This is a genomic window from Alteromonas confluentis (assembly GCF_001757105.1).
Taxonomy (GTDB): domain Bacteria; phylum Pseudomonadota; class Gammaproteobacteria; order Enterobacterales; family Alteromonadaceae; genus Alteromonas; species Alteromonas confluentis.
On sequence record NZ_MDHN01000005.1, the window covers coordinates 37,988 to 51,539 of the forward strand.

At 47.0% G+C, this 13,552-nt stretch carries 12 protein-coding genes and 1 pseudogene; 10 read left to right on the forward strand and 3 right to left on the reverse strand.

Going from position 1 to position 13,552, the window contains the following annotated elements; genetic code table 11:
* The first annotated feature begins 9 nt into the window (after positions 1 to 9).
* From prfA to kdsA, 5 genes and pseudogenes are all read left to right on the forward strand, one after another.
* The gene (gene prfA / locus BFC18_RS02070) at positions 10 to 1,095 is read left to right on the forward strand and encodes a peptide chain release factor 1 (protein WP_070123537.1); all 1,086 of its coding nucleotides are present in this window, start codon (positions 10 to 12) and stop codon (positions 1,093 to 1,095) included.
* The gene (prmC, locus tag BFC18_RS02075) at positions 1,095 to 1,940 is read left to right on the forward strand and encodes a peptide chain release factor N(5)-glutamine methyltransferase (protein WP_070123538.1); all 846 of its coding nucleotides are present in this window, start codon (positions 1,095 to 1,097) and stop codon (positions 1,938 to 1,940) included. Before prfA ends, prmC begins: the two co-directional genes overlap by 1 nt.
* Before the next feature lie 51 nt (positions 1,941 to 1,991).
* Positions 1,992 to 2,966 (forward strand): annotated as a pseudogene (locus BFC18_RS02080) (DUF3369 domain-containing protein); the annotation flags it as partial.
* A 56-nt stretch (positions 2,967 to 3,022) separates the two neighbouring features.
* Positions 3,023 to 3,391 (forward strand): SirB2 family protein, encoded by a 369-nt coding sequence (locus tag BFC18_RS02085; protein WP_425388345.1) that lies wholly within the window; start codon positions 3,023 to 3,025, stop codon positions 3,389 to 3,391.
* 16 nt (positions 3,392 to 3,407) lie between these two features.
* A complete protein-coding gene (gene kdsA / locus BFC18_RS02090) occupies positions 3,408 to 4,262 on the forward strand; it encodes a 3-deoxy-8-phosphooctulonate synthase (protein WP_070123541.1) in 855 nt (284 codons plus the stop codon).
* 77 nt (positions 4,263 to 4,339) lie between these two features.
* Here kdsA and BFC18_RS02095 read toward each other — a convergent pair whose 3' ends face one another.
* The gene (locus BFC18_RS02095; protein WP_070123542.1) at positions 4,340 to 4,603 is read right to left on the reverse strand and encodes a hypothetical protein; all 264 of its coding nucleotides are present in this window, start codon (positions 4,601 to 4,603) and stop codon (positions 4,340 to 4,342) included.
* 215 nt (positions 4,604 to 4,818) lie between these two features.
* Here BFC18_RS02095 and BFC18_RS02100 point away from each other — a divergent pair, with 215 nt between their 5' ends.
* From BFC18_RS02100 to fusA, 5 genes are all read left to right on the forward strand, one after another.
* Positions 4,819 to 5,718, forward strand: a complete 900-nt coding sequence (locus BFC18_RS02100) for a transcriptional regulator GcvA (RefSeq protein WP_070123543.1) — start codon at positions 4,819 to 4,821, stop codon at positions 5,716 to 5,718.
* Positions 5,708 to 6,343, forward strand: a complete 636-nt coding sequence (locus tag BFC18_RS02105) for an alpha/beta family hydrolase (protein WP_070123544.1) — start codon at positions 5,708 to 5,710, stop codon at positions 6,341 to 6,343. The genes BFC18_RS02100 and BFC18_RS02105 overlap by 11 nt, the downstream gene beginning before the upstream one ends.
* On the forward strand, positions 6,336 to 6,716 hold the full coding sequence (locus tag BFC18_RS02110; RefSeq protein WP_070123545.1) for a DUF423 domain-containing protein: 381 nt from the start codon (positions 6,336 to 6,338) through the stop codon (positions 6,714 to 6,716). Before BFC18_RS02105 ends, BFC18_RS02110 begins: the two co-directional genes overlap by 8 nt.
* Positions 6,709 to 7,785 carry a 23S rRNA (cytidine(2498)-2'-O)-methyltransferase RlmM gene (gene rlmM, locus BFC18_RS02115; RefSeq protein WP_070123546.1) on the forward strand — a complete coding sequence of 359 codons (1,077 nt, stop codon included), beginning with the start codon at positions 6,709 to 6,711 and terminating at the stop codon, positions 7,783 to 7,785. The genes BFC18_RS02110 and rlmM overlap by 8 nt, the downstream gene beginning before the upstream one ends.
* Before the next feature lie 165 nt (positions 7,786 to 7,950).
* Positions 7,951 to 10,038: an elongation factor G gene (gene fusA / locus BFC18_RS02120; protein ID WP_070123547.1), complete on the forward strand. Its 2,088-nt coding sequence runs from the start codon at positions 7,951 to 7,953 to the stop codon at positions 10,036 to 10,038.
* Positions 10,039 to 10,570: 532 nt separating this feature from the next.
* Here fusA and BFC18_RS02125 read toward each other — a convergent pair.
* Both BFC18_RS02125 and BFC18_RS02130 read right to left on the reverse strand, forming a co-directional pair.
* Positions 10,571 to 12,595: a transglutaminase TgpA family protein gene (locus BFC18_RS02125; RefSeq protein WP_083272875.1), complete on the reverse strand. Its 2,025-nt coding sequence runs from the start codon at positions 12,593 to 12,595 to the stop codon at positions 10,571 to 10,573.
* On the reverse strand, positions 12,592 to 13,551 hold the full coding sequence (locus BFC18_RS02130) for a DUF58 domain-containing protein (RefSeq protein WP_070123548.1): 960 nt from the start codon (positions 13,549 to 13,551) through the stop codon (positions 12,592 to 12,594). Before BFC18_RS02130 ends, BFC18_RS02125 begins: the two co-directional genes overlap by 4 nt.
* Position 13,552 lies beyond the last annotated feature (1 nt).

The following is a 13,552-nucleotide window of genomic DNA, read 5'->3' on the forward strand; positions in this document are numbered from 1 at the left end:
ACAACGCATATGAAAGAATCGGTGAAGAGAAAGCTGGAGCACCTGGTAGAACGCTTTGACGAGGTGCAGGCATTACTCGGCGATCCGGACACAATTTCCAATCAGGAAAAATTCCGCGCACTGTCGAAGGAATTTAGCCAGTTGGAAGACGTGGTAAAAGGTTTTAACGCTTATCAGCAAGCAGAAGAAAACCTGGCATCAGCACAAGAGATGTTGCAGGAAGACGATGCCGAGATGCGTGAAATGGCGCAGGAAGAGATGAAGTCTGCAAAAGAAGAACTGACTACGCTGGAAAGCGAACTGCAAATTCTGCTGCTGCCGAAAGATCCCAACGATGACCACAACTGCTTCCTGGAAATTCGTGCTGGAGCAGGGGGTGACGAAGCGGCGATTTTTGCCGGTGATTTATTCCGCATGTATAGCCGTTACGCAGAGACGAAGGGCTGGCGCGTAGAAATTGTTAGCCAGAACGAAGGCGAGCATGGCGGTTTCAAAGAAGTGATTGCGAATATGAGCGGTGAAGGCGTTTATGGCGTGATGAAATTTGAATCGGGTGGTCACCGGGTTCAACGTGTACCTGAAACCGAATCGCAGGGCCGTATTCACACCTCAGCCTGTACGGTTGCCGTACTGCCTGAAATTCCAGAATCGGAAGCCATCGAGATTAACTCGGCTGATCTGAAAGTGGATACTTTCCGTGCGTCGGGCGCCGGTGGTCAGCACGTTAACAAAACCGATTCTGCCATTCGTATTACTCACTTACCCACGGGCTTGGTGGTAGAGTGTCAGGACGAGCGTTCACAGCACAAGAACCGGGCTAAAGCCATGTCGGTTTTGCAAGCACGTCTGAACCAAATGGAAGAGGAGAAGCGTGCGAAAGAAGAGGCAACGACGCGCCGTAACCTGGTGGGCAGTGGTGACCGTTCTGAGCGTATTCGTACTTACAACTTCCCGCAGGGACGAGTGACCGACCACCGTATCAATTTAACGCTTTATCGGTTGGATGAAGTGATAGCCGGGGATTTAGCCGCATTGCTAGACCCTATACGCCAGGAACATCAGGCCGACTTGCTGGCTTCTCTGGCTGACGAATAATGTCATTAAGCATTGCCGGGGCGCTTGCCCTGGCGCGTGAAATGTTAGCTGGCAGCGAGTCTCCCGCCACCGATGCGAAGGTGTTATTGGCTCACGTTCTCGGGCAATCGCAAACCTATTTATTTACCTGGAGCGACAAAACGCTCTCAGAAACCCAGCAAGAGCAATTTCTCCAGCTTGTCTCACAACGTAAAAATGGTCACCCTGTGGCCCATCTAACAGGCTATCGTGATTTCTGGACTCTGCGATTACAGGTGAACCCAAGCACACTCATTCCCCGTCCGGAAACCGAGATACTGGTAGAAAAAGCCCTTGAGTTATTGCCTGAAACGGCTGAGAGTGTGTGTGATCTCGGTACCGGCACCGGCGCTGTTGCACTGGCAATCGCCAGCGAGCGGCCAGGTCTCCACGTTTATGGCGTTGACAGAATTGCTGACGCTGTCACCTTGGCTAAGACCAATGCGCTTCATAATAATGTTGCTAACGCCCAATTTCTTGAAAGTCACTGGTTTTCCTCTTTAACGGGAAAGCAATTTGATATGTTGGTGACCAATCCACCCTATGTGGAAACAAGTAGCGAGTTTCTCAAACTTGGCGATGTGCGGTTTGAACCCCGTTCTGCGCTTACCGCAGGCGAAGATGGTTTGGATGATATTCGCTTCATCATCACGCAGGCGCGTGATTATTTAAAACCCGGTGGTTGGCTGCTTATTGAACATGGTTTTGAGCAGGGCCCTGCAATTTGTCATTTGTATAAACAGGCAGGATATACCGATGCAGAGACTTTCCGCGATCTTGCCGGTCACGACCGCATTACTGTCGCCAGAATGCCCGCTTGCGATTAATCTCCCATCCAGTATGCTTTGACTGGCTTTCTCAATAATGGAATAAAATGGATGAGTGACGACTTTCTGTTTGCCGAAGATGAAGACGAAGAAATCATTGAAGAGTTGGGTAGTTGGAAAATACTGATTGTCGACGATGAACCTGAGGTGCATGCGGTCACCAAACTCGCGTTGAATGACTTTATTCTTGATGATAAATGCCTCGAGTTTGTCAGCGTTTACAGTGGTGAGGAAGCAAAAAGCTACTTCAGGCAACACAACGATGTGGCAGTGGTTTTACTCGATGTCGTAATGGAAACCGACGAAGCCGGGTTAGACGTGGCTGAGTATATTCGAGAGCAACTGCATAACCATTTTACCCGAATTATTCTACGCACCGGACAGCCCGGGCAAGCGCCTGAACGGGAAGTAATCATTAATTACGACATTAATGATTACAAATCGAAAACTGAACTCACTGCGCAAAAACTGTTCACGGTGATGATCGCCGCACTTCGCAGCTATCGCGATATTATGGTGATTGAAGAAAGCCGGGCCGGACTCGAGAAGATTATCAATGCGTCTGCCGATTTGTTTTCCATTCGCTCTGTCGAGCAATTTATGCGCGGCATCATTCAGCAATTGACCTCTATAATGGGCTTCTCACAACATGCCGCTTACATCACCAGTGCGGTAGCCGCGCCTAAACCTGTTACCCATGCGCAACCCGACGAATTATACGTGTTTGCCGGGAATGGTGAATATGCTGGGCAAGAAGGTCAGCCATTAAGCAAAGCATTACCTGCCGAGGCCTATGTGTTATGCCGTCAGGCACTTGAAGAGAAACGCATTATTTTCGCAGATGATTACATCGTTGCATATTGTTCGGGCAAAACCTTTCAGGGCTCATTGTTGTATTTGTCTGGCGTGCCCGGAAAATTAACCCAAGCCAATGTACGGCTACTGAATATGTTTGCTAAAAATGTACAACTTGCCTTTGATAATGTGCTGCTAAGCCAGCAGTTTGAGTCTACGAAAAACGAAATTAATCAACTGCGCCAGGCAGAAAATAACGATAAAAAATAAGAGGTTCTTTTATGTATATGATGGCGAAACATCTTCATTTAACCGCAGTGGGGGTTAGCGTATTTCTGTTTATCTTTCGCTTTATGCTGAGTCAGTTCAATAGCGAATTACTCACTAAAAAGTGGCTGAAAATACTGCCTCACGTTGTCGATACGCTCCTGTTAGCCAGCGCAATTTGGTTATGCTTTATTCTTGGTCAGTTTCCTTTTTTACAGGGGTGGTTAACTTTCAAAGTTGTGGGACTGATTGCTTATATTCTTATGGGTATGTTTGCCCTGAAATGGGGGCGTAACGCGCCTTTACGCTGGATTGGCTTTGTTGGCGCACTGGTCTGGATTGGCCTGATTGCCAATGTTGCCATTACCAAACAGCCTTTATTATTCTGAAGTTGGAAATGCTCAAATGACACAATCTTTAAGTGAAATCGCGTTAGGCGATATCACTGTAGCAAACGACAAACCTTTTGTTTTATTCGGCGGCATGAATGTGCTGGAATCTCGTGATTTGGCAATGAAAATTGCAGAACATTACGTGGAAGTCACCACTAAGTTGGGTATTCCTTACGTATTTAAAGCGTCTTTCGATAAAGCAAATCGTTCATCAGTCACCTCTTACCGCGGCCCGGGTATGGATGAAGGTCTTGAAATTTTTGAAGAAATCAAAAAGACGTTCAACGTACCACTTATTACCGATGTGCATGAACCCTATCAGGCCGCGCCTGTGGCTGAAGTCGTTGATGTTATTCAATTGCCGGCATTTCTTGCCCGCCAGACTGATTTAGTTGTGGCTATGGCAGAAACCGGTGCGGTTATCAACGTGAAGAAACCTCAGTTCCTTGCCCCCCATGAAATGCGCCATATCATCAAGAAAGTTGGTGAAGCAGGGAACGATAAAGTGATTCTTTGTGAGCGTGGAACCAGTTTTGGCTATAACAACCTGGTCGTAGATATGCTGGGCATGGATGCAATGAAAGAATATGCACCGGTGATTTTCGACGCAACACACGCGTTGCAAATGCCTGGTGGCCGGGCAACGTCGGCAGACGGTCGTCGTGCACAAGCAGCACAATTAGCGCGCAGTGGCATGGCATTAGGTTTGGCTGGCCTGTTTATTGAAGCGCATCCGAATCCGGATGAAGCAAAATGTGATGGTCCTTGTGCATTGCCGCTGTCTAAACTTGAACCGTATTTGCAGCAAATGAAAGCATTGGATGAATTGGTGAAGGGATTTGTGCCTCTGGATACCAGCGCGAATTAATTCAGAACGCTGAAGACGAATGCCAGTGGCTGGCCATTGCCAGCCACCGGCATCCGAATCAGGTGTGGAATGAGAGGTTATTCGCCTTGCGTGTTCTCCGCTTGCGATCGTTCTTCTTCATTCATAGCAAGTAGCGTAGCAGCGAGTTGTTGCTGCGTTTCTGTTACTAGTACGGCTTTGACCTGTTCCTGTACATTAATTGCCTCAATGTTCAGTTCGATGGCGCTGATAAGCGGGGTAACTGCCGCTGAAGCAGGCAGTTCTTGCGAAAGTGTCGGGTAAGCGGTAGTTGCCGCCAGGATAACAGCCATCTGGCTGAAGAATTTTTTAAACTTAGTCATATCACACCTAATTAATTTAACTTTAAACTTATTAACAAATTGTTTGCATTGTTTAACAATTCTGCACCATAACTTATTGAAAAAATGGGCTCTGTTTCGAATGCGGGCGAATAATAAACAGTTTTAAGGTGCCTTTAAAACGAGTTTAAATAGGGTTTATTGATTAGAAAAACTAATGTATATTTCACGCAAGTTTCATAACCCGGTACCTTTCCTTGCAACGACGCCTTCCTCCACTTAACGCGCTTAAAGCCTTTGAGGCCGCTGCACGTCATCTTAGCTTCACCAAAGCTGCTGAAGAGTTGTTTGTCACTCAGGCTGCGGTAAGCCATCAGATAAAAGCCTTAGAAGAATTTTTATCGATGAAATTGTTTCTGCGGCGTAACCGAACATTGTTGCTTACCGAAGAAGGGCAAGCTTATTTTCTTGAACTGAAAGATATCTTTAAAAACTTGCAGGAGGCGACAGAGCGCTTATTAGCGAAAGGCAGCAAAGGGGCGATTACGGTGGCCATGCCGCCAAGTTTCGCCAGTCAGTGGTTAGTGCCGCGAATAAGCCGCTTTAGTATTGAACACCCGGATATCGACGTTCGCATTAAAGCCGTGGATTTCGACGAAGGTTTTCTCGAAGACGATGTCGACGTGGCGATTTATTACGGAAAAGGCCGCTGGAGCGGAGTTAAAGCGGATAAGCTGCATACCGAATTCCTTACACCGCTTTGCTCGCCACTATTGTTTAATGGCCCGAAACCATTAGAAAGTCTGAGTGACTTGCGTCATCACGTATTGCTACATGATTTAAGTCGCGAGGCGTGGAAGAACTGGTTAAAGAGTGTGGGTGTAGCGGGTGTGAATGTGAACCAGGGGCCGGTATTCAGTCACTCTATGTTGGTTTTGCAAGCTGCAGCATTAGGACAGGGCATCGCGCTAGGTAATACGATACTTGCCCGGCCTGAATTGGATGCAGGCCGTCTTATCATGCCTTTCGAAGAAAAAGTCGCCAGTCGCGATGCTTTTTATTTGGTATGTGATGAAGCGCAGGCAGAATTAGGTAAAATTGCCGCCTTTAGAGCCTGGATTTTGGCTCAGGTAGAAGAGGAACAGAATGACCTTTAGCACCCAGATAACCCCAGCAGAGAATGAAGTCGCCACCTTGATTTTGGCTCACGGCGCCGGCGCCGGCATGCATTCCGATTTCATGGCCGACATGGCGATACGGCTGGCTGAACAGAAAATTACCGTTATTCGTTTTGATTTTCCTTACATGCAAATTATGACCGAAACCGGCAAGCGTCGTCCGCCGGAGAAAATTGATAAACTGGAAGCCCACTATCTGGCGCAGATTGACGCGTTACGATCGTCGGTATCCACGCCATTATTTATCGGCGGCAAATCCATGGGCGGTAGAGTCTCAACGCTAATCCTTGATCAGGCCGATGTTGCGGGCTCGGTAGTCTATGGTTACCCGTTTCATCCACCAGGAAAGCCAGAGAAATTACGTACTGCACATCTTGAGGCGTTATCTAAGCCGCTGTGTATTATTCAGGGAGAACGGGATACCTTCGGAACGAAAGGTGAAGTCGCTCAGTATCCGCTGTCTTCCTCAATAGAAACCGTCTTTTTGCAGGATGGTGACCATAGCCTCAAACCACGAAAAGCGAGTGGTATTACTTTTGATGACAACATGGCCACTGCTGTATCGGCCACAGTGACGTTTATAAACAGGCATATTCATGACTAAATCATTTGCTTTAATCGGTGCACTGGCTGCGCTTTGCAGTGTGATCTTTGGCGCATTCGGCGCACACGCACTCAAGTCGGTGTTGTCCGCTACGCAACTCACTGCGTATCACACTGCGGTGGATTATCAGTTTTACCATGCCCTCGCGTTGCTGTTGTTAGTGGCATTCCGCAATATCATCAGCGAGCGACTTTTATTACTCTGCGGTGTGTTCTTTACTGTAGGAATTGTATTTTTTAGTGGCAGTATTTATTTGCTTACGTTGTTGGAATGGCGCTTTGTAGGCCCTGTTACACCATTGGGTGGGCTGTGTTTTATGATTGGTTGGGGTTGTCTTATCGCTGGCATAGTAAAGGGGCAGTGGCGTGAATAGTTTGTTGGTTTATTGTCGCCCTGGTTACGAGGCAGACACCGCTAACGAGTTAACGGCGTTGAGCACCCAGTTTGAAGTTTATGGTTACCCGGAATTTAAGTCTGAGCAGGGCTATATTCTGTTCCATTTTTATCAGCCAGGTGATGCCGACCGCTTAGGTGGTCGCCTTGCGGTAAGCGAAACCATTTTTCCACGGCAAATTGTGGTGGTTACCGCACATTTGGAAGGTTTAGATAAAACCAACCGGGCAGGGCCCGTGCTCGACGCCATTAGCCAGGCCGATACCGATGAATGGAAAAATACGCTGCTGTTTGTTGAGCATGCCGATACCGAAGATGGCAAGGCGCTGGCAAAATTCTGTAAGAAGTTTATCGTGCCTCTCAGACAAGGGTTGCGTAAACAGAATGCGCTGACATTCAAAGAGCGTAACGATGGTCGCGGGCTGCACGTGTTTTTCACCGATTACGACAATTGCTATGTAGGGCATTCTTATCCGGATTGCCGCAGTCCATTTGTGAATGGTATTTGCCGGTTAAAATTTCCGCCCAGGGCGCCCAGCCGTTCTACACTGAAATTGGAAGAGGCCATTCTCAATATGTTAGATGAAGAAGAGCGATCGACGATTTTCCGTGAAGGGGCAAGAGCGGTGGATCTTGGCGCGTGCCCGGGGGGCTGGACTTATCAACTGGTGATTCGTGAAATGTCTGTAGAGGCTATTGATAATGGTGCCATTGATGACCATTTAATGGCCACCGGGCTGGTAGATCATTATACGGCAGACGGATTTACTTATAAGCCAAAATATGGCCGTGTAGATTTGCTCGTGTGTGATATGATAGAGCGCCCCGACAGGGTGGCGGTGCTGATGAGTGAGTGGTTAGATAAAGGCTGGGCAGACCACGCCATATTTAATCTAAAGCTACCAATGAAAAAACGCTACGACACAGTGGCCACCGCACTGGGGGAGATACACGCGCGCCTTGGTAAGAAAGCGTCTGATTATCGCATAAAGGTCAGACACCTTTACCACGACCGCGATGAGGTTACTGTTACTGCCATAAAAGCGTAAATCGCATTTGTGGTGGTATCTTTATGATTTTAAATATAAAATTGAAGGCTTGGCGCGGAATCGCTGAATAAGTTTTAGACTTTTTTCGCAAAGGACTATAAATCTGGTATTGAAATCCTTTATAATCCGGCCGTTTTTTTACTCTGAACCAACGAAAGTGAACTAATGTCAGACTTATCTCTTTACAGAAACATTGGTATCTTCGCCCACGTAGACGCGGGTAAGACTACCACTACAGAACGTATTTTGAAGCTTACCGGTAAAATCCACAAAACCGGTGAAGTACACGACGGTGAGTCAACTACTGACTTCATGGAACAGGAAGCTGAGCGCGGTATTACTATCCAGTCTGCTGCGACTACCTGTTTCTGGAAAGATCACCGCATGAACATCATCGATACTCCAGGACACGTTGACTTCACTGTTGAAGTATACCGTTCTTTGAAAGTACTTGATGGTGGTATCGGTGTTTTCTGTGGTTCAGGCGGTGTTGAGCCACAGTCTGAAACTAACTGGCGTTATGCTAACGAATCAGAAGTTGCCCGTGTAATCTTCGTAAACAAACTGGACCGTATGGGTGCAGACTTCTACCGTGTTGTTGGCCAGGTTAAGAAAGTACTTGCTGCTAACCCACTGGTAATGACTCTGCCTATCGGTATCGAAGACGAGTTCACGGGTGTTGTTAACCTGCTGGACATGAAAGCCTACATCTGGGATGACTCTGGCCTGCCAGAAAACTACGAAGTAGTTGATATCCCTGCTGACATGGTAGACAAAGCGAACGAATACCGTGAGCAAATGATCGAAACTGCCGTTGAGCAGGATGACGATCTGATGATGGCTTATATGGAAGGCGAAGAACCTTCTTTAGAAGACATCAAGCGTTGTATCCGTAAAGGTACTCGCGACATGTCATTTTTCCCGACTTACTGTGGTTCTGCTTTCAAGAACAAAGGTATCCAGCTGGTTCTGGACGCAGTAGTAGACTTCCTGCCTTCTCCTACAGAAGTTGATCCACAGGATCTGACTGACGAAGAAACAGGTGAGCCTACTGGTGAAGTTGCAACAGTATCTGTTGACGAGCCGTTCCGTGCTCTGGCGTTCAAAATCATGGACGACCGTTTCGGTGCACTTACCTTCATCCGTATCTACTCTGGTAAGCTGAACAAGGGTGACACCATCCTGAACTCTGCTACTGGTAAGACTGAGCGTATTGGTCGCATGGTAGAAATGCACGCTGATGAGCGTACAGAACTGACTTCTGCGCAAGCGGGTGACATTCTGGCTGTTGTAGGTATGAAGAACGTTCAGACTGGTCACACTCTGTGTGATCCTAAGAACCCTTGTACCCTTGAGCCAATGATCTTCCCTGAGCCGGTAATCTCTATCGCTGTTAAGCCTAAAGATAAAGGCGCTAACGAGAAGATGTCTATCGCTATCGGTAAACTGGTTGCAGAAGATCCTTCGTTCCAGGTTGAAACTGATGAAGATTCTGGCGAAACCATCCTGAAAGGTATGGGTGAGCTTCACTTAGACATCAAAGTAGACATCCTGAAGCGTACTTACGGCGTTGAGCTGGAAGTAGGTCAACCACAGGTTGCTTACCGTGAAACTATCACTACCCCGGTAGAAGACAGCTACACGCACAAGAAACAGTCTGGTGGTTCTGGTCAGTTCGGTAAGATTGATTACCGCATCCGTCCTGGTGAGCAAAACAGCGGCTTCACTTTCAAATCTACCGTTGTTGGTGGTAACGTACCTAAAGAATTCTTCCCGGCTATCGAGAAGGGCTTCAAAGGTATGATGGAAGAAGGTCCTCTGGCTGGTTATCCAGTACTGGACGTTGAAGTTGAACTGTACGACGGTGGTTTCCACGCCGTTGACTCATCAGCAATCGCGTTCGAAATCGCAGCGAAAGGCGCATTCCGTCAGTCTATGCCTAAAGCGGGTCCTCAACTGCTTGAGCCAGTGATGAAAGTTGACGTGTTCAGCCCTGAAGACAACGTAGGTGACGTAATCGGTGACCTTAACCGTCGTCGTGGTATGATCAAAGACCAGGAAGCTGGTGCTACCGGCGTACGCATTAAAGCAGACGTACCTCTGTCTGAAATGTTCGGTTACATCGGACACCTGCGTACTATTACATCTGGTCGTGGTCAGTTCTCTATGGAATTCAGCCACTACTCAGCATGTCCTCAGAACGTAGCTGAAAAAGTTATCGAAGAAGCGAAAGCGCGTAAAAACGCTAAGTAATCGATAATCGATGAATGAGAAAACCCGCCATATGGCGGGTTTTTTTATTTTTTAAATAGAAAACCTGTACCAGACCTGTACTTGCGAGGTGGAATAAGACTGATAAAGTGAGCCCAAACAAGGAGATAAACAATGCAAATATTATTGCAGGTTGCGGCTACAATTTTTCCGCTGGGATTTTTGTGTTACCACCTTTGGTTTAAACAAACATGGTGGCGAAATTGTGTGATAAAAAGACGCCAAGGAAATAAAGACACCATCATTATCTATCCTGATATTATGTCCTGGCTGAGGCTATCTAAGCCGATTAGTATTCCTGCATACAGCCTTTCTAAAGTGTTGGTAACCAAGCACTGCTTACTATTTTTCACTGGCCCATACAAAATTGCTGAAGTATGGATGCTGAAATGGCAGATCGATGGCATTGCGGCAGAGTTAGAGAGCCGCTGCCCTCATGCATCTATCGAATATCAACCTTTCTTTCCCGCTGAACATGTCGAGAAAGTTGAGCACAGCTATTTTGGTTTGAGGTTTAACACCTTGAGCGGGGGTAAGTATCACGAAGTGCTTGATACACAAGACGACATCTTTGATTTATTTTTTCAACTCCCTGAGAATGACCCCCATACTCTATTGCCTCATATTCCTGAGTCAGAGCAAGAAGCGCCTGCGACAGACGTGGAGGAAAAATAGCTTTGTAATGTTCGTAAAACTGCCGGGGGCTTCGATTGTCGCGCCGTATGTTAAATTGTTTCTCAATACTTTCGATGGTTGTGAGGTAGCGCTTTTGATGTTTGGAGATCGCCTTCCTGCGCCAGGAAGGCACAAAGTAAAGTGTGAGCAGCAGTGCAGTTAAAGCAAAAAGACCAAAAGATAAAATACTCATTTTTAACGTGGATATATCACCTAACAAGCGTTTGAAAACGTCGGTTTGGTCGTTATTATCGAAGCCTAGTACCCAGCGATTCCACAAGTAATCCATTCTCGCATTCAATATTCTGAAATATTCAAACACTTGCCACTGATTAATGCCATTTAAAGGGTGTTCACCCTGCATCTCATTTGAAAAACGGGCAGCATGCTCAAAACCTTCGAGTATTCGGGAAGGCGCGACAACAGTAGTGGGGTCAAAGGTACGCCAATACCCATCAATCAATGCTTCTACCCATGCGTGTGCGTCGTACTGATAGACGTTAATAGTATTGTCGTTTATTGGGGTACCACCTTGATAGCCTGATACTACACGCGCTGGAATGCCTGCAAGGCGAAAGGCATAAGACATTGCACTGGCGTAGTGGGCGCAAAAACCCACTTTCGCGTCAAACATAAAGCGGTCAACCGGATCAACCAGCATAGCAGGAGGGGTTAGCGTGTATTCGAAACCTTCGTCTGCAAAATAATCCATTAACGCGACAGCAAAATCGTTATCCCAGGGGTGCTGCTGGCGAAGTGAATTGACCCATTCTCGTGTCTGCGGGTTGCCTCGTTCTGGAACCTGGGTATTAATGGCTTTATCCAAGGCCAGGTTTGAAGAGACCCTTTGCGTTTGAGGGTAAGAGGCAACCTGGTAAGCGAAGCGGCTATAAACCGGTTGTAGCGCCGAAAGCTGATAATTCCATCCTTGCCATAATGCCTGACCGCTCGCAGCTGAATCCGGTACCGCCGTATCTAAGGCATACAACCAGGTTTTTTGTGTGGGCTCTGTAACAACCTCATAGCGTAATGCTTCTCCGCTTACAGCAGGATAAAATTCTCTGCGCATTTGCTGGAGTTGTACTTGCGCGTAAAGGCGAGTTTCACTGGCCGACCACGATTTGCCATCAAAGTATTCCAGTGTCATTGCTCGCCAATACCGTGATTGCTGTGCTGGCAGGGCGGTGGTAAATGTTGCACTGAAAGCTAAATCTTCTGATTGCGCTAAATTAGCGATGTCGCCCGGGGTAATTTTATCGGTTAATCCGGTTTCAGTGGATTTACCTTCTGGCATCTTCCACAAAGGTGGAATTCTAGGCATGAAAACAAACAGCATGAGCGCAATAGGCAGGGCCTGCAGCATCAAAATCGCACTTTTATTTCTTCGAAAAGCAAAGCCTGCGGAGGGATTGTGCGCAGAGAATAGAATAAAAAGCAGTACGATAAACATAGCCGCACAAAAGAGTGTTCGGCCTAGCGACTGATAGAAAATAAAGCCGCACGCGAGTAAGAATATTCCGCAGATGAATAGCTGGAAAAAATCTCTGCGCTTGGAAAGGAGCATGAGTTTCAGTGAGCTTGCCATCAACAGCAAGTTAACCATAACACGCAGAAAATCTACGTTATTACTGGTTGTTACCAGGGCGACACCGGCTAAAAGTGCCAGTAAGTTTACCATTCGCCGGCCTGGCATATGGTTATAAAGGCCACTATAAAGACATATTCTCACCACGGCTGCGCAAATACACAAGAGCAGAACCCAAAGGTGAATTTGACCGAAAAGCGAGAGGGAAAGTACTAAAAAAAACAGCGAAATAAGTAAGCTGTCGCGGTTACCTGCTACAGGAAGTGATGGCGCCATCATAAGGCATCACCTCGCTGGTACAACGCTAGTGCTTTTAGGCATGTGCTGCGATGCGCCGGCCCCACCGATGGCGGAATAATAACGTTGCCCAGTTTAAGGCCGTACTCACTGCCCGCCGCAGACAATTGCACGATTTGCCAACACAACACCGAAAGGGCAGTTTCTGTATCGAGATTAGATACCGAATCAATATCTAGATAACCGCTGGTTGCTTGCTGCTCAGTAAACACTTTATTTAACCAGTCATCTCCTTTGGCGACACGTTTCCAGGCGACCCGGCTTAACGATTCACCGGCCTGCCAAGGGTAAAGCGCATAAAAATCGTCGGTGCCTGACTGGTTTTTACGGCCTTTGCCATTTTCTGAATGCCATTCCGCCAACAATATTTGTTCGGCTTTCTGTGCAGGATAAACAAGGAGTTTGTGGCCGAAGTCTAAATGGGTCCAACATTTTATTAGGCCAAGGGGCCACGAACAGGTAACCGTAACGCGGGGAAGTCGGTGAAAACCTCTCGACGCAGTGGGAAAAGGCAGGTGGTGAAGTTTCTTTTCCATTTCCAAATCGAGCATGTGACGATTTTTGTCACCGTACCATTTAATTTCTATTTGTCCGTGCAGTGGCTTATCGTTTTCTTCTATTCTGATTTCCAGATAACTATTTTCTCCGGCAAATACCGGTTTCACCTCGTAGGCGGTAAGCAGCATGCCGGCCACATTTTTGTAGGCGCTGAAAAGGGCAATAAGTATAAGACTGATCAGAAACTGACTTAAAAAGAGCAACAGGTTATTTTGATAATTGATGGCCAGCAAAAAAAGGCACAACGTCATCACTAAATAGAACACGCCGAATACGCCGGGAAATATAAATATATTTCCATGGCTCAGGCGATGTGAAGGCTCCGGTGGCATTCGGGAGGCCAGCCATTTTAATGACAAAGACTCAAAGGCAGCTTTCATG

Excerpts from the sequence above, each read along its gene's own strand:
- prfA (WP_070123537.1), top strand. The coding sequence starts at position 10 with ATGAAAGAATCGGTGAAGAGAAAGCTGGAGCACCTGGTAGAACGCTTT.
- prmC (WP_070123538.1), top strand. The coding sequence starts at position 1,095 with ATGTCATTAAGCATTGCCGGGGCGCTTGCCCTGGCGCGTGAAATGTTA.
- BFC18_RS02085 (WP_425388345.1), top strand. The coding sequence starts at position 3,023 with ATGATGGCGAAACATCTTCATTTAACCGCAGTGGGGGTTAGCGTATTT.
- kdsA (WP_070123541.1), top strand. The coding sequence starts at position 3,408 with ATGACACAATCTTTAAGTGAAATCGCGTTAGGCGATATCACTGTAGCA.
- BFC18_RS02095 (WP_070123542.1), bottom strand. The coding sequence starts at position 4,603 with ATGACTAAGTTTAAAAAATTCTTCAGCCAGATGGCTGTTATCCTGGCG.
- BFC18_RS02105 (WP_070123544.1), top strand. The coding sequence starts at position 5,708 with ATGACCTTTAGCACCCAGATAACCCCAGCAGAGAATGAAGTCGCCACC.
- BFC18_RS02110 (WP_070123545.1), top strand. The coding sequence starts at position 6,336 with ATGACTAAATCATTTGCTTTAATCGGTGCACTGGCTGCGCTTTGCAGT.
- fusA (WP_070123547.1), top strand. The coding sequence starts at position 7,951 with ATGTCAGACTTATCTCTTTACAGAAACATTGGTATCTTCGCCCACGTA.
- BFC18_RS02125 (WP_083272875.1), bottom strand. The coding sequence starts at position 12,595 with ATGATGGCGCCATCACTTCCTGTAGCAGGTAACCGCGACAGCTTACTT.
- BFC18_RS02130 (WP_070123548.1), bottom strand. The coding sequence starts at position 13,551 with ATGAAAGCTGCCTTTGAGTCTTTGTCATTAAAATGGCTGGCCTCCCGA.